At 66.5% G+C, this 22,602-nt stretch carries 17 protein-coding genes; 15 read left to right on the top strand and 2 right to left on the bottom strand.

Features of this window, described 5'->3' with window-relative positions:
• Positions 1–38: 38 nt before the first annotated feature.
• Complete coding sequence (gene glgB, locus U5S82_23840; GenBank protein MDZ7754598.1) at positions 39–2,234, bottom strand: 1,4-alpha-glucan branching protein GlgB; 2,196 nt, start codon at positions 2,232–2,234, stop codon at positions 39–41.
• A 185-nt stretch (positions 2,235–2,419) separates the two neighbouring features.
• On the opposite strand from glgB, the gene glgC reads away from it, so the two are divergent.
• From glgC to U5S82_23875, 7 genes are all read left to right on the top strand, one after another.
• The gene (gene glgC / locus U5S82_23845) at positions 2,420–3,688 is read left to right on the top strand and encodes a glucose-1-phosphate adenylyltransferase (GenBank protein ID MDZ7754599.1); all 1,269 of its coding nucleotides are present in this window, start codon (positions 2,420–2,422) and stop codon (positions 3,686–3,688) included.
• A complete protein-coding gene (locus U5S82_23850; protein ID MDZ7754600.1) occupies positions 3,678–5,438 on the top strand; it encodes a glycoside hydrolase family 57 protein in 1,761 nt (586 codons plus the stop codon). Before glgC ends, U5S82_23850 begins: the two co-directional genes overlap by 11 nt.
• Positions 5,439–5,554: 116 nt before the next feature.
• Positions 5,555–7,018: a 4-alpha-glucanotransferase gene (gene malQ, locus U5S82_23855; protein MDZ7754601.1), complete on the top strand. Its 1,464-nt coding sequence runs from the start codon at positions 5,555–5,557 to the stop codon at positions 7,016–7,018.
• Between the two features lie 72 nt (positions 7,019–7,090).
• Positions 7,091–8,035 carry an ROK family protein gene (locus tag U5S82_23860; GenBank protein MDZ7754602.1) on the top strand — a complete coding sequence of 315 codons (945 nt, stop codon included), beginning with the start codon at positions 7,091–7,093 and terminating at the stop codon, positions 8,033–8,035.
• On the top strand, positions 8,032–9,699 hold the full coding sequence (pgi, locus tag U5S82_23865; protein ID MDZ7754603.1) for a glucose-6-phosphate isomerase: 1,668 nt from the start codon (positions 8,032–8,034) through the stop codon (positions 9,697–9,699). The genes U5S82_23860 and pgi overlap by 4 nt, the downstream gene beginning before the upstream one ends.
• Positions 9,700–9,831: 132 nt before the next feature.
• A complete protein-coding gene (gene ppdK / locus U5S82_23870) occupies positions 9,832–12,612 on the top strand; it encodes a pyruvate, phosphate dikinase (protein ID MDZ7754604.1) in 2,781 nt (926 codons plus the stop codon).
• Positions 12,613–13,124: 512 nt separating this feature from the next.
• Complete coding sequence (locus tag U5S82_23875; GenBank protein ID MDZ7754605.1) at positions 13,125–14,333, top strand: YeeE/YedE family protein; 1,209 nt, start codon at positions 13,125–13,127, stop codon at positions 14,331–14,333.
• Between the two features lie 270 nt (positions 14,334–14,603).
• Here the strand turns inward: U5S82_23875 and U5S82_23880 are convergent, their stop codons facing one another.
• Positions 14,604–15,734, bottom strand: a complete 1,131-nt coding sequence (locus tag U5S82_23880; protein MDZ7754606.1) for a DUF3524 domain-containing protein — start codon at positions 15,732–15,734, stop codon at positions 14,604–14,606.
• Between the two features lie 376 nt (positions 15,735–16,110).
• Here U5S82_23880 and U5S82_23885 point away from each other — a divergent pair, with 376 nt between their 5' ends.
• From U5S82_23885 to U5S82_23920, 8 genes are all read left to right on the top strand, one after another.
• Complete coding sequence (locus tag U5S82_23885) at positions 16,111–16,884, top strand: EAL domain-containing protein (GenBank protein ID MDZ7754607.1); 774 nt, start codon at positions 16,111–16,113, stop codon at positions 16,882–16,884.
• Between the two features lie 449 nt (positions 16,885–17,333).
• Entirely contained in the window at positions 17,334–17,726 is a 393-nt protein-coding gene (locus U5S82_23890; protein ID MDZ7754608.1) for an MbcA/ParS/Xre antitoxin family protein, read from the top strand.
• A 174-nt stretch (positions 17,727–17,900) separates the two neighbouring features.
• Entirely contained in the window at positions 17,901–18,254 is a 354-nt protein-coding gene (locus tag U5S82_23895) for a metalloregulator ArsR/SmtB family transcription factor (GenBank protein MDZ7754609.1), read from the top strand.
• Between the two features lie 51 nt (positions 18,255–18,305).
• Entirely contained in the window at positions 18,306–19,214 is a 909-nt protein-coding gene (locus U5S82_23900; GenBank protein ID MDZ7754610.1) for an AIR synthase related protein, read from the top strand.
• On the top strand, positions 19,207–19,890 hold the full coding sequence (gene mutH, locus U5S82_23905) for a DNA mismatch repair endonuclease MutH (GenBank protein ID MDZ7754611.1): 684 nt from the start codon (positions 19,207–19,209) through the stop codon (positions 19,888–19,890). Before U5S82_23900 ends, mutH begins: the two co-directional genes overlap by 8 nt.
• Positions 19,887–20,738, top strand: coding sequence for an ABC transporter substrate-binding protein (locus tag U5S82_23910; GenBank protein ID MDZ7754612.1), 852 nt, complete (start codon positions 19,887–19,889; stop codon positions 20,736–20,738). Before mutH ends, U5S82_23910 begins: the two co-directional genes overlap by 4 nt.
• Positions 20,735–21,739, top strand: a complete 1,005-nt coding sequence (locus U5S82_23915; GenBank protein MDZ7754613.1) for an iron ABC transporter permease — start codon at positions 20,735–20,737, stop codon at positions 21,737–21,739. Before U5S82_23910 ends, U5S82_23915 begins: the two co-directional genes overlap by 4 nt.
• Positions 21,739–22,530: an ABC transporter ATP-binding protein gene (locus U5S82_23920; protein MDZ7754614.1), complete on the top strand. Its 792-nt coding sequence runs from the start codon at positions 21,739–21,741 to the stop codon at positions 22,528–22,530. Before U5S82_23915 ends, U5S82_23920 begins: the two co-directional genes overlap by 1 nt.
• Positions 22,531–22,602: the final 72 nt, after the last annotated feature.

The raw sequence follows: 22,602 nt of genomic DNA on the forward strand, positions 1-22,602 counted from the left end.
CGATGACCGGCGTTGTTTTTGCCAGGGCGACATCGGCTTCATGCGGCCGGACGCAGCACCACGGCACCGAGCGGCGGCAGGGTGATGTTGAGGGAGTAGGGCCGTCCCATCCACGGCGTCTCCTCCGCCACCAGGTCACCGCCGTTGCCCACGTCGCTGCCGCCGTAGTAGCGGGAATCGGAGTTCAGCACCTCGTGGTAGACGCCGGGGACCGGCACGCCGATGCGATAGCCCTGGCGGGGCACGGGGGTGAAGTTCAGCACCACCACCTGGACGGTATCGCCGCCGCGACGCAGGTAGGAGATGGTGGATTGGGGGGCGTCGTGACAGTCCACCCACTCGAAGCCACCGTGCTCGAACTCCCGCTCGTGCAGGGCCGGCGATTCCCGATACAACTGGTTGAGGTCCCGCACCAGGGTCTGCATCCCAGCATGAGCGGGGTAATCCAGCAGGTACCAGTCCAATTGCTCGTCGGCCCGCCATTCCCGGCCCTGGGCGAACTCGCTGCCCATGAACAGCAGCTTCTTGCCCGGATAGGTCCACATGTAGGCATAAAGCAGGCGCAGGTTGGCGAAACGCTGCCAGTCGTCTCCCGGCATCTTCTCGAACATGGAGCCCTTCATGTGCACCACCTCGTCGTGGGAGAAGGGCAGCACGAAGTTCTCGGTGAAGGCGTAGAGCAGACCGAAGGTGAGTTGATCGTGGTGAAAATGACGGTGGATGGGGTCCTTGGTGATGTACTCCAGGGTGTCGTGCATCCAGCCCATGTTCCATTTCATGGAAAAGCCGAGGCCGCCGACCCACACCGGGCGGGTCACCTGGGGCCAGGCCGTGGACTCCTCCGCCACCATGAGGGTGCCCGGATGCTCGCCGTGGGTGGCCTCGTTGAGTTCCCTCAGGAACTCGATGGCTTCCAGGTTCTCGTTACCACCGTACTTGTTGGGCACCCAGTCGTCGTCCTCGCGGGAATAGTCCAAGTACAGCATGGAGGCCACCGCATCCACTCTCAGACCGTCGATGTGGAACTCCTCCAGCCAGTAGATGGCACTGGACAGCAGGAAATTCTTCACCTCGTTGCGCCCGTAGTTGAATATCAGGGTGCCCCAGTCCCGATGCTCGCCGCGGCGCGGATCGGAATGCTCGTAGAGGGCGGTGCCGTCGAAGGTGGCGAGGGCGAACTGGTCCCGCGGAAAGTGGGCGGGTGCCCAGTCCATGAGCACGCCGATTCCGTTCTGGTGGCAGTGGTCCACGAAGAAGCGGAAATCGTCGGGCTCGCCGAAGCGGCTGGTGGGGGCGTAGTACCCGGTGGTCTGATAGCCCCAGGAGGCATCCAGAGGATGCTCGGTGACCGGCAGCAATTCGATATGGGTGAAACCCAGGGCCTTGACGTGGTCCACCAGGGATATGGCCAGTTCACGGTAGTTGGTGAAGGCGCCGCCGCTGCCGTGGCGCCAGGAACCCAGGTGCACCTCATAGATGGACATGGGCGTATGCTGCCAGTCGCGACCACCCCGGGCCTCCAGCCAGCCGCCATCACCCCAGCCATACTCACCGGCGCCGGTGACCACGGCGGCGGTGGCGGGGCGGCGTTCGAAGAACTGGCCATAGGGGTCCGTCTTCAGGAACACCTGTCCGGTATCGCGGTTCCTGATCTCGAACTTGTAGATGGTGCCGGCGCCGAGGCCGGGCACGAAGAGTTCCCAGATACCGCCACCGCCCCGCACGCGCATGGCGTGCTGACGGCCATCCCAGTGGTTGAAGTCACCCACCACGCTGACCCGCGCGGCACCGGGGGCCCAGACGGCGAACAGGGTGCCGGCCACGTCATCCACCGTGACCTCGTGGGCACCCAGGAAGCGATAGGCGTGACGGTGGCGGCCCTCACCGAAGAGGTGGAGGTCCAGGTCCCCGAGTTGGGGAGGGAAACAGTAGGGATCGTGGCGCTCGCATACCTGGCCCTCCCGATCCGTCCAGCGCAGCCGGTAACGGCCCGGCAGGGTGCCGCGAGCCCCCCCCCAGTAGAAGAGGTCGGTGTCGGGGACACGCTGCATGGCCCCGTCCGCATCCACCAGGTGGGCGTCCGTGGCCCCCGGCAGATAGGCCAGCACCTCCTCCCGGTCGCCCTTGGCATGACAGCCGAGTACCGCGGCCGGATCGTGGTGGCGGGCATCCAGGACCGACTTGAGGTCTGGGGCGAAATCGCTAACCTTGAGATTTTTTTTGAAAGTGGTCACGGGATAGTAAATATAACTGCCATGTTGAGAGTGGAGCATGGACCGGCGGCGCCGGCATGGTGAAGTCGCGGTCGATCCGTCGCGACATCTACGGCGTGAATGGTATCATCGCCAGCGTGGGAATCGGAAACCACCTCCTCGCTCGCCACCGACATTAATCTAGATTAGGAATGATCGTCCCGGATATGAAAAAACCCACCAGCGAACGTTTCGTCAGCCGCATCACCCGCAATACTTTGGCCCTGATCCTGGCCGGTGGCCGAGGTTCGAGACTGATGCATCTCACCCGCTGGCGCTCCAAGCCGGCGACACCCTTCGGCGGCAAGTTCCGCATCATCGACTTTCCACTGTCCAATTGCATGAACTCCGGCATTCGTCGCATCGGCGTGCTGACCCAGTACAAGGCCCATTCCCTGCTGCTGCACATCCAGCGCGGCTGGGGCTTCCTGCGCGGCGAGTTCGGCGAATTCGTGGAACTCCTGCCGGCCCAGCAACGCATCGAGTCGAGCTGGTACCAGGGTACCGCCGATGCCGTGTACCAGAACATCGACATCATCCGTGGCCATGATCCGGCCTATGTGCTGCTGCTGGCCGGCGACCATATCTACAAGATGGACTACGGCCCCATGATCGCGGCCCACGTGGAGAGCGAGGCCGACATGACCGTGGGCTGCATGGAGGTCCCCCTGGACCAGGCCAAGGACTTCGGCGTCATGACCGTGGACGCCAACGGCAAGGTCATCGACTTCAAGGAGAAACCGGCACAACCGGAGCCCATGCCGGGGCGGGACGACGTGGCCCTGGCCTCCATGGGGATCTATGTGTTCAACACCGTGTTTCTGTTCGAGCAACTCATTCGGGATGCCGACTCCCCCAACTCGAGCCACGACTTCGGCAAGGACCTCATCCCCGAGGTGATCAGACGTTACCGCGTCTCCTCTTATCCTTTCAGGGATGTGCAGACCGGGGCGCTGGGCTACTGGCGTGACGTGGGCACCGTGGACGCCTTCTGGGAGGCCAACCTCGAATTGGTGAAGGTGAGCCCCGAACTCAACCTCTATGACGAGGAGTGGCCCATCTGGACCTACCAGGAGCAACTCCCCCCGGCCAAGTTCGTATTCGACGACGAAGGCCGGCGTGGCATGGCGGTGGACTCCATGGTGTCGGGCGGCTGCATCATCTCCGGCGCACTGGTGAAGCACTCCCTGCTGTTCTCGGGGGTGACGGTGAACTCCTACGCCAGCGTCCACGACTCGGTGGTGCTGCCCAACGTCGACGTCGGTCGTCACTGTCGCATCACCAAGACGGTCATCGACAGGGGCTGCATCATCCCGCCGGGCACCATCATCGGCGAGGATCCGGAGGCGGACGCCGAGCGCTTCTACGTCACCGAGGGTGGCGTCACCCTGGTGACACCCGACATGCTTGGACAGGAGTTGCACCATGTCCGTTAAATCACCGGCTAAATCATCGGCCGCCACGCCTGAATCATCCCCCGCGACGCCGCTGCGCGTGGTGCTGTGCTGGCACATGCACCAGCCCCACTACCAGGACCTCATCGAGGGCAGCTACCGGCTGCCCTGGACCTATCTCCATGCCATCAAGGACTACGTTGACATGGCGGCCCATCTGGAGGCGGTGCCCGGTGCCCGTGCGGTGGTCAACTTCGCCCCCACCCTGCTGGAGCAGATCGCGGACTACAGTCACCAGGTCGATGGCTTTCTCAACGACTCCCAGCCCATCCGCGACCCCCTGCTCGCGGCCCTGGACATGGCGGCCCTGCCCGCGGATCACGAGCACCGGGTGAGCCTGGTGAAGTCCTGCCTGAAGGTCAACGAAGAGCGGGTCATCAACCGCTTTCCCGTATTCAAGGAACTGGTGGAGATGGCCAACTGGTTCCTGGAATATCCGGAAAAGCATATCTACCTGTCGGACCAGTTCCTCGCCGATCTGGTGGTGTGGTATCACATCGGCTGGCTGGCCGAGACGGTGCGGCGGCGGGACGAACGGGTGGAGCAGCTCACGAAGGTGGCCCGCAACTTCCGCCTCCGGCACCGGCGCCTGCTGCTGGAGATCATCAACGACCAGCTCCAGGGCCTGATTCCCCGCTACCGTGCGTTGGCCGAGGCCGGCAAGGTGGAACTGGCCATGTCGCCCTATGCCCACCCCATCATCCCTCTGCTGCTGGACCTGGGCAGCGCCCGCCAGGCGGTACCCGACGCCCTGCTGCCGGAGGTGGATGCCTACCCGGACGGCGAGGCCCGGGCCCGCCGCCACATCGCCTGGGGCCTCGAGGTCTTCGAGGAACACTTCGGACGGCGTCCCCGGGGTTGCTGGCCCTCCGAGGGAGCGGTGTGCGACGCTACCCTCGCCCTGCTCGGGGAGACGGGCTTCGAGTGGGCGGCCAGCGGCGAGAGCGTGTTACATCACTCCCTGGCCAAGGCACCCGTCACACCGGATCGCTGGGCCAACCAGGCTCACTGCCGCCCCTACCGGCTGGACAAGGATGGCCCCGCCTGCTTCTTCCGTGACGACGGCCTGTCGGATCTCATCGGCTTCACCTATTCCGACTGGCACGCCGACGACGCCGTGGCCAACCTGATCCACCACCTGCAGAACCTGGAAGCCGCCGGCCGGGGCCACGGTCCGCGCTGCGTATCCATCGTCCTCGATGGCGAAAACGCCTGGGAGTATTATCCGGAGAACGGCTATTACTTCCTCAGTGCCCTCTATGAGAAGCTGGCCGCGCACCCGGACATCGAACTCACCACTTTCAGCGAGGCCCTCGATGCCGGCGCCGTGAAACCGGGTATGCTGCCCGGCCTGGTGGCCGGCAGCTGGGTCTACGGCAGTCTCTCCACCTGGATCGGCGAACCCGGCAAGAACCGCGGCTGGGAGATGCTGGTGGACGCCAAGAACGCCTACGACAAGGTCGTGGCGGCGGGTACCCTGGATGCCGGGCAGCTGGCCGTCGCCGAGAAACAGCTCGCCGTATGCGAAGGCTCCGATTGGTTCTGGTGGTTCGGCGACTACAACCCGGCCGAAGCGGTCAGCGATTTCGAATATCTGTATCGCATGCACCTGGCCAACCTCTACCAGCTCATGGGGATGTCGCCGCCCGATTACCTGTCCCATAGCTTCACCAAGGGGCATGGCGCGCCCGACCGTGGCGGCGTCATGCGCCCCGGCCAGCAGGACAATTGAAACCATTCCACCAGTGGCCCCACCACCGCCGAGAGCCTGCAGGACACGCCATGATGAGGGACGGCACACCATGGACATCACCCGTGACTGAGACCGACTCCTGGCGCAATCCCATCATGGAACGCCGCCGTGGCGGCGTGCTGCTCCACCCCACATCCCTGCCCGGTGACGGCCCCAACGGCGTCCTCGGCCCCCATGCCTTCCGCTTCGTGGACATGCTCGCCGACTGCGGTTTCACGGTCTGGCAGACCCTGCCCCTCGGGCCCGTCCATGACGACCTGTCGCCCTACGCCTGCCAGTCGGTCCACGCCGGCAACGCGGACCTCATCAGCCTGCAACGGCTGCACGAGGCCGGCTGGCTGGGGGAGGACCTCACCGCGAGGCCGGGGGAGGACCCCCGCGCCTGCCGCCGGCGACTGTTGCGGGCGGCCTACGAGGCCTTCGCCCGGGACGACACGCCACACCATGTGGCGGCCTTTCAGGCCTTCGTCGCCGAACACCAGGCCTGGCTCGAGGACTACGCGTTATTCAGGACCATTCGCGAACTCCAAGACCAGCGGCCGTGGTGGCAATGGCCCGCAAAGCTGCGGGACCGGGCGCCGGCGGTGCTCGACGCCATCAAGACGCGCCATGCCGCGGCCCTGGGGCTACAGCGCTTCCTGCAGTATGTCTTCTACCAGCAATGGCGGGAACTGCGGGCCTATGGGGCGGAGCGGGATGTCCTGATGTTCGGGGACCTGCCCCTGTTCGTGGCCGAGGACAGCGCCGATGTGTGGGCCCACCGGGAGTGTTTCCGCCTCAACGGCGACGGCCGCCCGGAGGTGGTGGCGGGGGTGCCGCCGGATTATTTCTCGGCCACCGGCCAGCGCTGGGGCAACCCTCACTATGACTGGGACCACATGCGCTCCACCGGCTTCGACTGGTGGGTGCGCCGCATGGCCTCCCAGCTGGAGCTTTTCGACATCGTGCGCGTGGACCATTTCCGCGGCCTTCAGGCCTCCTGGGAGATCCCGGCCGACGAGGACACCGCCATCAACGGCCGCTGGGTGGAGGCTCCCGGTGGGGAACTGCTGGACACCTTCCAGCGCACCTTCCACCGGCTGCCCCTGGTGGCCGAGGATCTCGGCACCATCACCGACGAGGTGGATGCCCTGCGGGCGCGTTTCGATCTGCCCGGCATGCGGATCCTCCAGTTCGCCTTCGGCGGTGGCGCCGACAATCCCTACCTGCCCCACAACTACGTCCCCGCCACCGTGGCCTACACCGGCACTCACGACAACGACACCTCCCTGGGCTGGTTCGAGGCGCTGGGCGATGGCGAACGCCGGCATGTGCTGGACTACCTGGGGTGCACCGCTGAGGCCATGCCGGGGGCCCTGGCCCGGGCCGCCCTCGCCTCGGTGGCCCACCTCGCCATCGTGCCCATGCAGGACATCCTGGGTCTCGGCGGCGACAGCCGTATGAACTCGCCAGGGCTGTCCCATGGCACCAACTGGCGGTGGCGCTTCTCCTGGGAGCAGCTGGAAGACGGCATGCTGGAACACTATCGTCAGCTGCTGGGGCTCTATGGTCGCGTTTAATTGCGGGCCGCACCGCGACGGCACCGATACGTGCGCAAACATCATGGACGGGGCAAACGGGTCGGAAGGGACATGAGCAAACGGATCGGAATGGATCTTGGCGGGACCAATCTCAGGGTCGGCGTGGTGGAACGCACCACCGTGGTCTGGGAGCACAAGGTCAATGTCAGGTTCTCCGAACGCTGCCGGGCGGATGACCCCCGGCAGGCCACGGAACTCGTGCTGCGGGAGGTGGGCGAGGCCCTCCGGTATTCCCTGCAGCGACACCCGGACGTCACCGCCCTGGGCATCGCCCTGCCCGGCATCGTGGACCCCGACAGTGGTCACCTGCGGGAGGCCCCCAACATCCCCGGGATTCGGGATCTGGACCTGGCCGGCAGCCTGTCCCGGCAGTTCCACCTCCCCGTCATGGTGGAGAACGACGCCCTGGCCGCCGCCTGGGGTGCCTATCAGACCCACCCCGAGCGCCCCCACAGCCTCATCTTCCTGGGGCTCGGCACCGGCATCGGCGGCGGCCTGATCCTCAATGGCGTGCCGTACCGCGGTGAGCGTGGCTTCGCCATGGAGGTGGGCCACCTGCGGGTGGTGCCCCAGGGACGTCTGTGCGGTTGCGGGGCCCGCGGCTGCCTGGAACGCTATGCCTCCGCCAGCGGCGTGGCCCTCGACTACCAGGAGGCCACCGGCGAGCTGCTGGACAGCGCGGCGGTGGCCCGGCGCGCGCACCTTGGGGACTCCCACGCCCGGACGGCCTTCACCCGGGCGGGCGGTCATCTGGGTTCCGCCTGCGCCGGCCTCATGAAGGTGCTGGATATCCCCCACCTGGCGGTGGGTGGCGGCCTGGCGGCCTCCTGGGCCCTCATGGATGAGGCCTTTCGGGAGGCCGTCGCGGCGGAGTCCATGGCCTCCCTGCGGGACCGCTATACCCTCAGGATCATGAACGACAACGACCACTTGGGCATGCTGGGCGCCGCCCTCCTTGCCAAACCACTCGAACAATCCAAGGATGCTTCACCATGAACGACCAACGCCCCATCGACACCGCCGCCTGGCAACAGCTGGATCGCCATTTGGAGACCTTCTCCAAGACCCATCTGCGGGAGCTGTTTGCCGGCGACCCCGAACGTTTCACGCGCTTCAGCACCGAGGCCTGCGGCCTGTTCCTCGACTATTCCAAGCATCGCGTCGATACCGAAACATTGGAACTGCTGCGGGCGCTGGCTGAAGAGCGTCACCTGGGGGCGGCGGTGGAGGCCATGTTCCACGGCGAGCATATCAACAACACCGAGGACCGGGCGGTGCTCCACGTGGCTCTGCGGGCGGCCCGGGACACCCGCATCGAGGTGAACGGCGAGGACGTCGTGCCCGCGGTACACGCCGAACTGGAACGCATGGGCCGCTTCACCGACACAGTGCGGGAGGGCCACTGGAAGGGTCACAGTGGCCGTGCCATCGAAGCGGTGGTCAACATCGGCATCGGCGGCTCGGACCTCGGCCCGGCCATGGCGAGCGCCGCCCTGCGCCAGTACGGTCATCCGCGGCTGCGTGTCCACTTCGCCTCCAACCTGGACTACGAGTTGCTGGGCACCATCCTCGCCGATCTCGACCCCGAGACCACCCTGTTCGTGGTGGAGTCCAAGACCTTCACCACCCAGGAGACCCTCACCAACGCCCTGTCGGCCCGCCAGTGGCTGCTGGACCACTACGGCGGTGACATGGCCGCAGTGGCCCGTCACTTCGTGGCGGTGTCCACCAACCGCGAGGAAGTGGAGCACTTCGGCATCGACGCCGACCACATGTTCGGCTTCTGGGACTGGGTGGGCGGACGCTACTCCCTGTGGTCGGCCATCGGCCTGCCCATCATGATCTACGTGGGCCGCGAGGCCTTCGGGGAGATGCTCGCCGGGGCCCGGGACATGGACCGCCACTTCCGCGATACCCCCTGGGAGGACAACCTGCCGGTGATCATGGGGCTGCTGGGGGTGTGGTACATCAACTTCTTCGGCGCCGCCACTCACGCCGTGCTGCCCTATGACTACGCCCTGCGGCTGCTGCCCGCCTACCTGCAGCAGTTGGACATGGAGAGCAACGGCAAACGGGTGATGAAAAACGGTGCCCCCGTGGCCTGGGACACCGGCCCCGTGTTGTGGGGCGCCCCGGGCAACAACGGCCAGCATGCGTTCTACCAGTTGCTGCATCAGGGCACCCGCCTCGTCCCCGCCGACATCCTGATTCCCACCAGCGGCCACTGGGGACGCAGCGACCACGAGCACAAGCTGCTGGCCAATGCCCTGGCCCAGGCCGAGGCCCTGATGCACGGGCGCACCGCGGAGGAGGCGCAGGCGGAGATGGAACGCGCCGGGGCGTCGCCGGAGCGCGCCCAGGCTCTCGCCCCCCACCGCACCCTGCCGGGCAACCAGCCCACCAGCGTGCTGCTCTACGAACGCCTCACGCCACGGCTGCTGGGGGCCATCATCGCCCTGTACGAGCACAAGGTGTTCGTACAGAGCGTGGTGTGGGGCAACAACGCCTTCGACCAGTGGGGCGTCGAGCTGGGCAAGCAACTGGCCCAGGCCATCCTCCCCGAGCTGGGAGGCGAGCCCGGTGGCGGTCACGACACCTCCACCGCGGGGCTCATCGCCCGCGTGCGACGCATGCGCGGGGAGGCGACAAAAGATTCCTGACACCGTTTTCGCGTCCTGCGGCCCTGCGGACCACCGCGCCCGGGGCAGGGACGCATACAGCACCAGAACACGGGGTTCCCAACCGGGGGCTTCACGCAATCACGAGCAACACCTGTTCGGAGGAACAAAATTATGACAAAGAAATGGGTATTCGATTTTTCTGAAGGCGACGGCAAGAACAAGCACCTGCTGGGCGGCAAGGGCGCCAACCTGTGCGAGATGACCCAGATCGGTCTCAACGTCCCACCGGGCTTCGTCATCTCCACCGCGGCGTGCCTGGACTACCTCGCCAGTACCGACGACGAACTGCCCGCCAGCCTCATGGACGAGGTACGCGGGCATCTGCAGCGGGTGGAGGACCAGACGGGCAAGATATTCGGCGGCACCGACGACCCGCTGCTGGTATCCGTACGCTCAGGCTCGGCCATGTCCATGCCCGGCATGATGGACACCATCCTCAACCTCGGCCTCAACACCGAGACCCTGCGGGGCCTCATCAAGCAGAGCGGCGACGAGCGCTTCGGCTTCGATGCCTACCGCCGCTTCATCCAGCTCTTCGGCAAGGTGGCCCTGGGGGTCTCCGACGAGGCCTTCGACGAGGAGTTCGAGGCCGTCAAGCAACGGGCCGGCGTCAAGACAGACGTGGGCCTGTCGGCCCGCGACCTCAAGGAGATCTCCGACCGCTTCCTCGACGTGGTGGAACGGGAGACCGGCCATCCCTTCCCCGAGGATCCGCTGCAACAGCTGGAGATCGCCATCAAGGCGGTGTTCCGCTCCTGGAGCGGGCGCCGCGCCGTGGACTACCGGCGCGAGTTCCACATCACCCCGGACATGGCCAACGGCACCGCCGTGAACGTGGTGACCATGGTGTTCGGCAACCTCGGCAACGACTCGGCCACCGGCGTCGGCTTCACCCGCTACCCGGATACCGGGGAGAACCGCATGTACGGCGAATACCTCGTGAACGCCCAGGGCGAGGATGTGGTGGCGGGGATCCGCACGCCGAAGCCGATCGATGCCCTGCACGAGGAGATGCCCGAACTCTACCGCCAGCTGGTGGAGCTGCGTAACCGCCTGGAAAGCCATTACAGGGAGGTCCAGGACTTCGAATTCACCATCGAGAAGGGCCAGCTCTACTGCCTCCAGACCCGTAACGGCAAGATGAACGCCGTGGCCCTGGTGCGCACCTCCGTAGAGATGGTGCGTGACGGCCTGCTCACCAAGTCCGAGGCCCTCATGCGCATCCCGCCCGATGCCCTGGAGCAGCTGCTGTTCCCGCAGCTCGACCCCACCGCCAAGGTGAAGGCCATCGCCCGCGGCCTGCCCGCCTCCCCCGGCGCCGCGGTGGGTCGTGCGGTGTTCGATGCCGACCGCGCCGAGCAGCTGGGCAAGACCGGCCATCGCGTCATCCTGGTGCGCGAGGAGACCAAGCCCGAGGACATCCACGGCTTCTTCGCCTCCAAGGGGATCCTCACCTCCCGTGGCGGCAAGACCAGCCACGCCGCCGTGGTGGCCCGCGGCATGGGCAAACCCTGCGTCGCCGGCGCCGAGGGCATCCGGGTGGACGTCGCCATGCGCGAGGCCTTCATCGGTGACACCACCATCAGCGAGGGCGACCTCATCACCATCGACGGCACCAGTGGCGATGTCTTCCTGGGCGAGGTGCCCATGAAGGAGGCCGAGTTCTCCCGCGAGCTGGAGACCCTGCTGGAGTGGGCCGACGAGACCGCCACCCTCAAGGTGATGGCCAACGCCGACACCCCCGAGGATGCCATCAAGGCCCTGGAATACGGTGCCATGGGCATCGGCCTGTGCCGCACCGAACGCATGTTCAACGCCTCCGAGCGCCTGCCCATCGTGGTGGAGATGATCGTCGCCGACACCCGGGAGGATCGCCAGCGCGCCCTCGACAAGCTGCTGCCCATCCAGCGTGCCGACTTCAAGGGCCTGTTCTCCACCATGGCCCCGCGCCCGGTCACCATTCGCCTGCTGGACCCGCCCATCCACGAGTTCCTGCCCTCGGAGAACCAGCTCGTGCACGAGCTGGAGCAACTCCATCACCTCAAGGAGACCCTGCTGGGCATGAATATTCTGGCGGACGCCGTGGACTTCATGTACCGCACCACCAGCGAGCATCCCAACGTCACCAAGCTGGCCGATCCGCGCCTGGTGGACGAGGCCATCGACCGCAAGGAGACCATGTTACGCAAGGTGCGCACCCTGTCCGAGGTGAACCCCATGCTGGGCCATCGCGGCGTGCGCCTGGGGCTCACCTTCCCCGAGATCTACGGCATGCAGATCCGCGCCGTGCTGGAGGCCGCCGCCGAGTGCACCCAGGAAGGGCTGGAGGTCTATCCCGAGATCATGGTGCCCCAGGTCTGCACGGCCCAGGAACTCATGCGGGTGCGGGAGTCCGTGGACGGCATCCGCAAGGCCGTGGAGACCCACTACGGCGTCACCCTCAACTTCAAGTTCGGCACCATGATCGAGGTGGTGCGGGCCTGCATGCGCGCGGACAACCTGGCGGAGCACGCCGATTTCTTCTCCTTCGGCACCAACGACCTCACCCAGGCCGCCTTCTCCTTCTCCCGGGAGGACGCCGAGAACAAGTTCCTGCCCATGTACAACGAGAAGCAGGTGCTCCAGGACAACCCCTTCGAGGTGCTGGACGTGAAGGGCGTGGGCCGCCTGATGGAACTCGCCGTGGGCTGGGGCCGCAGCACCCGACCCGACATGAAGGTGGGGATCTGCGGCGAGCACGGCGGCCATCCGGCTTCCATCCGCTTCTGCCACGACATCGGCCTCACCTACGTGTCCTGTTCCGGCCCCCGGGTCCCCATCGCCCGCCTGGCGGCCGCCCAGGCCGCCATCACCAGCGGCGACACCACCGCAGCGGCCGACAAGGCCGCGTGACACCGCGCCCTCAGGCCCCGGCCGATGGGCCGGGGCCGAACGGCGAAAAGCGAAAAGCGAAAAGCGAAAAGCGAAAAGCGTAACCACGAAAAACGCGAAGTAACGCGAAAAGGAAGAAGGCAAGAGGGCGTGAAGGGTGTGGAGGGCGTGAAGGGCGTGGAGGGCAGAGCGTAGGTCGGTTGCTCCTGGCAACCGACATTCGCGCCCGCAAACCACCGGGGGCCCGTCGGCTGCCAGGAGCAGCCGACCTACCCCACCATTCACTATTCACTATTCCCCATTCACCATTCACCATTCACTATTAACTATTCCCCACCCCCGCATTAGAATCGGGAATCCCCGATCGGCGCCATCCGTCCGCAGCCATCAAACGAGGTCCGGCATAAGGACCGCTGCAGGACCAAGGCACCGGCATTCTCCCGCCTCTGGATGATGTCGCGAGAACACCGGCCTGTCCGTTCCGGGTTCAGAGTATTGCGCGTACCTATAACCCATCACAGAGGTCGACTGGCATGTGGACACAATTCCTTCTCTCCGGCTTCGGGCTCGCCCTGGTTCTGGGCGCCGTCGCCCACAAGACCAATTTCTGCACCATGGGGGCCGTCTCCGACTGGGTGAACATGGGTGACACCGGGCGCATGAGGGCCTGGCTGCTGGCCATATTCACCGCCATGCTCGGGGTCATGGTGCTGGAGGCCACCATGGCCGTGGACATGACCATGACGGCGAATAACGCCGAGTCCTTCCCTCCCGTGCGCACCGGTAATTTCGTGTGGCTGCGCCATCTGCTGGGAGGCCTCATCTTCGGCGTGGGCATGACCCTGGCCAGCGGTTGCGGCAACAAGACCCTGGTGCGCATCGGCGGCGGCAACCTGAAGTCCGGGGTGGTGTTCCTCGCCATAGCCTTTTCCGCCTATATCATGGTCTACACCAACTTCGATTACGTCGTTTTCCTGCAGTGGATGGAGCCCCTGGGCATCGACCTCACCCGTCACGGCGGCGGCAGCCAGGAACTCGGTTCCATCATCGCCGGCATGTTCGGGGCGAGCAGCGGTTTCGGCATGCACCTGCTGCTCGGCGGCATCATCGTCACCCTGGTGCTGCCCCGCATCTTCACGCGGGAGTTCCTGGCCACCCCGGACAACGTCATCGCCGGCATCGTCATCGGTCTGCTGGTGGTGAGCGGCTGGTACGTGAGCGCCGGCCCCCTGGGGCAGGCCCTGCTCGAAGAGGCCGCCTTCATGGATCAGAGGCCCCAGGCCCTGGGTGCCCAGTCCTTCACCTTCGTGGCCCCCGCCTCCCATTTTCTCCACTATCTGGGCAGCGGCTTCGAGACCCGTCTCCTCACCTTCGCCCTGATGGTGGGCCTGGGAGTGGCGGTGGGCTCCTTCGCCTATGCCATGGTCCAGCGCAGCTTCCGCTTCGAGTGGTTCGCCGACTGGCGCGACTTCGCCGCCCACCTCGCCGGTGGGCTGCTCATGGGGGTGGGCGGCGTACTCGGCCTCGGCTGCACCTTCGGCCAGGCCATCACCGGCACCTCCACCCTGGCAGTGGGCTCCTTCGTCACCTTCGGGGGCATCGTCTACGGCGCGGCCCTGACCATGAAGATCCAGTACTACGCCATGCTCTACGAGGATGCCCCCTTCAAAGAGGTCGCCCTCACCGCCCTGGTGGAGATGCGAACCCTGCCGCGCAAGTACCGGCGGCTGGAGGCGCTGTAGCCAGAAAACATTATCTCTCACAGAGGCACGGAGGCGCAGAGAAACAAGACTAGAGCGCATTGCTTTCCGTTGGTTATGCGGAATAGGGATCTCTCGCCACGGCCGCCATTCAGACCCAGCCACCTGTCTTTCTCCGTGCCTCCGTGAGAGACTAAATATTGCAGGCCTGTTCAATATCCCGCGCCCCCGGGGACAAGACGAACGGCATCTGGTACCAGGGTTGATCCTGACTTGGCGCGCTTGGCGATCTTGGCGAGAGAAACAATCCCATCACAATGCCGTAGACAAGGGCGACGTAGTGCCACCCCTCATCACCTCTTCAAACAAGGCCCCATAGCGCGACGCCAGCCGCGACAATCGCCAGGCTTCCGGGGCCGCTGCCTGCTCCCCGGCCCGCAGCATGCCCATCAAGCACGCGGCCGCCGCCTCGGCCTCCCGCTGCGGGTCGTGGGGGTGGCTCTCGTAGAGCTGGGCCGCCGGCACGTATTCCGGATAGGCGAGACGATGCGGCGCCAGGGCCAGGCAGCCGGCGGCCATGGCCTCCAGCATGGACAGCCCCTGGAAGTCATGCAGGGCAGTGGATAGCACCACATCGGCACGGGCCAGCAAGGCATCGTAGTCGCTCCGGCGTTCCATGAAGCCCCAGTGCACCAGGCGCCGGCCATGACGTTCGCGAATGGCGGCGAAGGCCGGTGGCCGGGACCGAAACTGTTCACCCACGACGCTCAACCTGAAATCCAGCCCCCGGTTCTCCAGGGCCTCCAGCAGACTCAGCAGCCGTTCCGGACCCTTGTCGTACTCCCAGCGGTGATTCCACAGCAGATGCGGCCGTGCCGTGTCCAAGGGACTCTCACGGGTCATGAACAGGTGGTCTTCCACCGGCACCGGCAGCACCTGGCTCTTGTTCCGGAGGTCGTCCAGCAGGCCCCGGGGCACGGCGTCCGGCATCCGGTCGAGGAATTCATTCACGCCGTCGAGGAAGCTCTCGAGGTTCCATGCACTGTTGAACAACACGACATCGGCGGCCACCGCGGCCGACAGGTTCACCATGCGCGGCTCGGCGCTGGTATGCTGGCGATGGGTTGTCGGATAGGCGAACTGGTTCTCGTGCATATAGAGCACACTGGGGGTAGAGGCCAGGCCGGGGAAGAACCCCTTGATGACCGCCAGGTCCACCATGGAGGTGGCAACCACCAGGTCCCAGCGCCCGGACATGGCGGGTTCCTCCAGCCAGGACAACGCATTACCGCGGATCCGCCAGCGGAAATGCCGGGGTGGCAGGGCCAGGACCTGCCAGTGGTACGCGGACAGGGTGGCGGTCAACTGTTCACGCCAGCGACGATGGCTGGCCGCATCATAGGCGGAGAGCAGGAGAATGCGGGATGGCTTCGCGGGATCCATGGGGAGGCCTTCGAGGGGCGCTGTCGGTGCCCGGAGAACGGTCAGGTCAGTTTCCGGCTCGGTGCGATTGCAAGACATGGAGTGGGTGAACCCGCCACCAGGTTGTCAAATCGGTTGCGGTGGTTACAATCTTAACTCTCATGGCGATACGCGCCACCCGAAATGATGAAAGAGGAGCGCGTATCGCCATGTTCGTTCCCTCACCCCATCCCTGTACTCCGGGCATCCTGCCCTTCGCCCTGCGGGCCGCGCCGAGGCGCGTTCAAATCCGTTCCCGACGGATTTGTCCCAGAGGGAGAGGGGGAGTTCGTGCTTCGCGACTTTCACCTTAACAATCACATTAATGTTTAATCCTCCAGGGACGATATTACAAGCCATGAAGATGCCCCAGGATTTTCGCGAACTGACCTGTGCCGAGTGCGCGGGAGGCGCCGGCCTAGACTTCCATTTCACCATGGCCTTTCAGCCCATCGTGGACGTCTCCAACCGGGAGGTCTTCGCCTACGAGGCCCTGGTGCGCGGCCCCGGCAACGAGCCGGCCGGGGACGTATTCAGCAACGTCAACGACGCCAACCGCTACCGCTTCGACCAGGCCTGCCGCATCAAGGCCATTCGCCTCGCCGCCGAACTCGCCATACCGTGTCTCCTCAGCATCAACTTCATGCCCAACGCCGTCTACCGCCCGGAACTCTGCATCCGCACCACCCTGGCGGCGGCCACCACCTACGGCTTTCCCATCGAACGCATCATCTTCGAGGTCACCGAAGGCGAGCGGGTGACCGACCACGAGCACCTGCGGGGCATCATCCAGCACTACCAGCAGCGGGGATTCCTCACCGCCATCGACGACTTCGGTGCCGGTCATTCCGGACTCAATCTGCTGGCGGATTTCCAGCCCGACATCGTCAAGCTGGACATGGCCCTCATCCGCGGTATCGACGCCGATAGAATCCGTCAGGCCATCACCCGGGGCATCGTGCAGTTCTGTAAGGAAATGTCCATTCGTATCATCGCCGAAGGTGTCGAGACCCGCGAGGAGTTGGCCTGCCTCGAAGACGCCGGCATCACCCTGTTCCAGGGCTTTCACTTCGCCAGACCGGCATTTCAGGCCCTGCCGCCGATACCCCCCGACGCCTTCGGCAATGCTTAGGTGTCGGGCTGAAGCCCGACCTACAAATACACCACCACCGCCGGTTCCCGCGGCACGGATGTAGGTCGGTTGCTCCTGGCAACCGACATCCCGCCCGCCACCCGCCGGGATCCCGTCGGCTGCCAGGAGCATGGTAGGTTGGGGTGAGCTCGCGAACCCCAACGATTGTTGTCGAATTCATGGTCATGTTGGGGTTCGTTCCTCACCCCAGCCTACGCGCTCCCCCACCGCCCGTTCCTTCGGCACGGATGTAGGTCGGAATTCATCCCGACATCCGGCCGCACACCATGCTCCCACGCCGGGTTGGAATCCCCATCGGCGGACTCCTCCCTGACCTTCTCCCTTTTCGCGTCATTTCGCGTCTTTCGCGGTTACGCTTTTTCGCGGTTACGCTTTTAGTAGGTCGGGATTCATCCCGACATCCAGACGCATGGGGTAACATGGTGGCCATGAATCATCCCCCTACCCACCCATCGCATCCCGACTCCCTTCATCACACCGTGAGCGACATCCTGCACCGTTGGGGCCTGTCCCGCAGCGAGTGCGACGCCCTCCTCAGTGGTGGCGATCGACGCAGCCGGCGGCGCGCCAGGAAAGCTGGCGACTCCTGCGTGTTGACGGAAACCCAGCGCATGGAGCGCATCCAGCACATCATCGCCATCGACCGCACGGTGTCCCAAACCTTTCCCCAATCTCCCCTCCTTGCAGACCTCTGGATCACCACACCCAATCCCATGCTGGGAGACATGACGCCCCTCCAGGTGATCCTGGAACACGGCATCGAAGGCATGATCTCGATCAGGCGGATGCTCGACGGCAACGGCTGCTGGGGTGGTATTTAAGCAAAATACGGTAAATAATCCGTACAAGAGACAGCATAAAAAGTACGTGTATTTAAACATATATTTATATACTAAATAACCGCCTATCCAGGGCGCACGGACAACATAACCGAGGACCGCACGGTGGGGGACCGCCGGCCTTGGAACGAGGGGTAATGGAGTATGGAGGAAGGTATGAGTACGGTTTTTCCTGCGGTCGATCTGGATGCCCTCATCGCATCCCTGGCCAGCAACGACCGGGAACTGGAACGCACCGCCGCGGCCATCAAGGCCATGGCTCATCCCTTGAGGCTGAAGCTGCTCTGTCTGCTGGGTCAGGGCGAGATGTCCGTACAGAGCCTCACGGCCCATTTCACCAACACGTCCCAGAGCAACATTTCCCAGCATCTGTCCCAATTGCTGGAGCGCTCCGTGCTGGTGAATCGCAAGGCCGGCAATCAGGTCTTCTACCGCGTGCGGGATCAGAGCATCCTGGGCCTCATCCAGGCCATCAAGTCGAGTTTCTGCGACGAAGTGACTTATAACTGACGGCGACCATGCGCTGGCGTCGCGGGCGGCGGGGCGTATAAGCTCTGCGCCATGTCCCTCGGCGAGTTCTCCATCATCGATGAATTCTTCACCCGCGTCGGAGCCCCGCGCAGCGACGTGGTGCTGGGCGTGGGGGATGACGGGGCATTGCTGGTGCCCCTCGATGATCACCGCCTGGTCACCGCCACCCGCACACTGCACCTGTCCGGCCCTTCCCTGCCGGATCCGTCCGTCCTCGCCCGAAGCCTGGTGGCCGGCGCCGCCATGGAGGTGGCCCTGCAGGGTGCCCGCCCGGCCTGGCTGACCCTGGTGCTGACCCTGCCCGAGGCCGACGCCTCCTGGCTGGCGGGTTTTCGGCAGGGGCTGGACGGGATTACCGAGCACCTGGACCTTGCCCTGGTGGGTGGCGACACCACCCGGGGCCCTTGGCGCATCACGGTCATCGCCCATGGCCAGCGTCCCGATGCCCTGCCCGTCCCACCTGCCCCGACGGCCGGCGACATGGTGTACGTCACGGGGCACCTGGGCGCCCACGGCTTGGCCCTGCTGGACCGGCACGGCGAGATCCAGCTGCCCCGGGCGGCGCGGGAGCAGGCATACGCCGCCCTGGAAGATGAGCAACCGCCCGTGGAAGGCGCCCTGGCCCTTGCCGCCACCGCGAGCACCGTGGCCACCCTGGAGGACGGTCTCACCAACGCCCTTCATATCCTTCTGGCCCCCCGCGACCTGGGTGTCACCATCTATTCGGACAACCTGCCCATGGCCCCGGAGTTGGCGCCCTACCTGGACTGGGTGGGCGGCCGGGAATTCCTGCTCCAGGCCAGCTCCGGTCTCGGTCTCGTCATCGTCGCGCCGGCCCCGCAACAGGCGCAGGTGGAGGCCCGGATGGCGGCCCACGGACTGGCCGCCACCTGGGTGGGCCTGGTGGAACGCCAGACGGGGGTGCGCCGGGGTGACTGAGGCCACCGCCCCCACGGCCCCGCCCGCCAGCGAGACCGAGTTGCTGGCGCGTGCCCACGCCATCGCCGGTCTCAGCCTCGCGGAACTCGCCAACCGTTACGACACTCCCCTCCCCGCCGATACCCGCAGCGGCAAGGGCTGGTCGGGACAGCTGCTGGAGCGGGTGTTGGGGGCCACCGCAGGCGCCCTCGCGGAACCGGACTTCCAGGCTCTGGGGGTGGAGATGAAGACCCTGCCCCTGGCCGCCTCGGGACGACCGCGGGAATCCACCTACGTGTGCACCGTACCCCTGGACGGCGGCGCCGAGCCCGGCTGGGAGGCCTCCTGGGTGCACCGCAAGCTGGCCCGGGTGCTGTGGCTGCCGGTGGAGGGCGACCCCGCCATTCCCCTGCCCCGCCGCCGTGTCGGCACCGCCCTCCTGTGGAGCCCCGAGGCCGACCTCGAGGCGGCCCTGCGCACGGACTGGGAAGAACTCATGGAGCGGGTGGTGATGGGCGAGGTGGACCAACTGAGCGCCCACCTCGGCACCTACCTGCAGATCCGCCCCAAGGGCGCCGACGGCCGTGCCCTGACCCGCGCCGTAGGGACCGACGGGGCGCCGGTGCTCACCCTGCCCCGCGGCTTCTATCTGCGCACCGCCTTCACCAACGAGATCCTGCGGCGTCACTACCTGTGAGGGTCGGCCCTGACATCCCGCGCCGCGCGGTAATCCTCGCGGCCCTGCTGCTGGCGGCGGTCGGCGCGAACGGCACCGCGGTCGCCGCGCCGTCGCGGGTGGCCTCCATGAACCTGTGCACCGACGTGCTGCTCTACGAACTGGCCGCGGCGGCGCAAATCGCCTCCCTCAGTCACCTCGCCGTGGATCCCCTGGTGTCCTACTACGAAGCGAGTATGCGGGACTTTCCCATCAATCACGGCCACGCCGAGGAACTGCTCGCCCTCGCGCCCGACCTGGTGCTCGCCAGCGGCTTCTCTCCCTCCCCCAGCCTGCGCCTGCTGGAGCGCCAGGGGATCCCGGTGGCGGTCATCGCCTCACCCCAAAGCCTCGCGGCGCTGCCGGACCTGTACCGGGACACGGCCCGGCTGCTGGGCCGGCCGCAACAGGGCGAGGCCTACGCCCGGCGCCTCGCCGCCCTCGCCGCCGCCGCCCGGGCGCCCGCCGCCGGTCCCCGCGCCGTGGTGTTCCAAGCCAACGGGCTCACCTACGGCGCCGACACCCTGGCGGACGACGTGCTGCGGGCCGCGGGCCTGCGCAACCTCGCCGCCGAGCAGGGCCTGGAAGGCGCCGGCTACCTGTCCCTGGAGGAATTGCTCCACGGCCGTCCCGAAGTAGTGGTGCTGGGCGCCCATCAGGGCTGGCCCAGTCGCGGCCAGGCCCTGTTGGAGCACCCGGTGTTCCGCCGTTACGTGAAGACCGCCACGGCACCGCGGCTGGTGAACCTGCCCGAACGCTTCTGGGCCTGTCCGGGTCACTACCTGGTGGAAGCGGTGGAGCGCCTGCAGCGCGCGGCATCGCCCCCATGAGCCCCGGTACCGGCCGCACCGCGGCCCTCTACATCAGCCTGGTGGCGGTCGTGGTGATACTGGCCCTGGCCTCTCTGGGAGCGGGCCGGGCACCCATCCCGTGGCTGGATATCGCGCCTGCCCTGTGGTCGCGGGAGGACTCCCTGGCCGCCCTCATCGTCCAGGAGCTGCGCCTGCCGCGCACCCTCCTGGCCGTGCTGGTAGGGGCCACCCTCGGCCTCGCCGGGGCCGCCCTCCAGGGGCTGCTGCGCAACCCCCTGGCGGAGCCCGGGGTCATCGGCATCTCCAGTTGTGCCGCCCTCGGGGCGGTGGCGGTGTTCTACAGCGGCCTCAGCCAAGCCTTCCCCCTGGCCCTGCCCCTGGGGGGTGTGACGGGGGCCCTGGCGGCGGTGTCCCTACTTTATATGCTGGCCGGGCGCGGCGAGAGCCTGCTGGCCCTGGTGCTGGCCGGCGTGGCCCTGAACAGCCTGGCCGGCGCCCTCACCGCCCTGGCGTTGAACCTGTCCCCCAACCCTTTCGCCGCCTACGAGGTGTTCTTCTGGCTCCTCGGCTCCCTGGGGGATCGCAGCATGGAACATGTCCGTCTCGCCCTGCCCCTGATGCTGCCCGGCTGGCTGCTGCTCCTCAGCACCGGCCGCGCCCTGGATGCCCTCACCCTGGGGGAGGACGCCGCTGCCAGCCTGGGTTTCGGCATCGCCTCGGTGCGCAACCGGGTGGTGCTGGGCAGCGCCCTGAGCGTCGGCGCCGCGGTGGCGGTGAGCGGCGTGGTGGGCTTCGTCGGCCTGGTGGTGCCCCATCTGCTGCGCCCCCTGGTGGCCCACCGCCCCGGCGCCCTGCTGCCCGCCAGCGCCCTGGGGGGTGCGGTGCTGGTGTTGGCGGCGGACCTGGTGGTGCGCCTGCTGGAGGGCGGTCAGGAGCTCAAACTGGGGGTGGTCACCGCCCTGGTGGGGGCGCCGTTCTTCCTCTACCTGGTGCTCCACTACCGCCGGCGCATGTTGTGATGGAACTCCAGGGTCATGACATCCGGGTCAGCTTCGGTGCCTTCGAGGCCTTGCAGGGGGTCTCCCTGGCCCTCAGGCCCCATGAACTGGTGGGGCTCATCGGACCCAACGGCTCGGGCAAGAGCACCCTGGTGCGGGCCCTGCTGGGTCTCCAGGCCACGGATGCCGGCCATGTCACCCTGGACGGCCGGCCGCTCCACACCATGGACCGGCGCCGCGTGGCCCGCCGAGTGGCCTACCTGCCCCAGACCGGCGCCGCCCAGTGGCCGCTGCGGGTCTACGACGTGGTGGCCCTGGGCCGCCTGCCCCACCGGGCGCCGTGGCGCGGCCCCGCCACCGCCGACCATGAGGCGGTGCAGCGAGCCCTGGAGCAGACCGGCACCAACCATCTGGCCGAACGTCATGTGGATACCCTGTCCGGCGGTGAGCGCCTGCGGGTCCACCTGGCCCGCGTGTTGGCGGGGGAGCCCGACATCCTGCTGGCCGACGAGCCGGTGGCGGCACTGGACCCCTACCATCAGCTGTCCGCCATGAGCCTGCTGCGGGGCCATGCCGCCGCCGGCCATGGGGTGCTGGTGGTGCTCCACGACCTGACCCTCGCCGCGCGCTTCTGCCACCGCCTGGTGCTGCTGGATCACGGCCGCGTGGTGGCCGAGGGACCGCCCACCACGGTGCTGACCGCCGCCCACCTCGGGACCACCTACCATATCGGCGTCCACAGCGGTGACCATGGGGGCGAGCACTACGTCATCCCGTGGTCCATCTGCCGGGAGGATCCCCCGGGTGGTTGAAACAACGGGCGCCGGCGGCCGGTCTTTCGATATTGGTACCGGGACACCGCACCGTCAAAGACTCCCGTACCC

It is taken from the genome of Gammaproteobacteria bacterium, assembly GCA_034522055.1.
Taxonomy (GTDB): Bacteria; Pseudomonadota; Gammaproteobacteria; order JAABTG01; family JAABTG01; genus JAABTG01.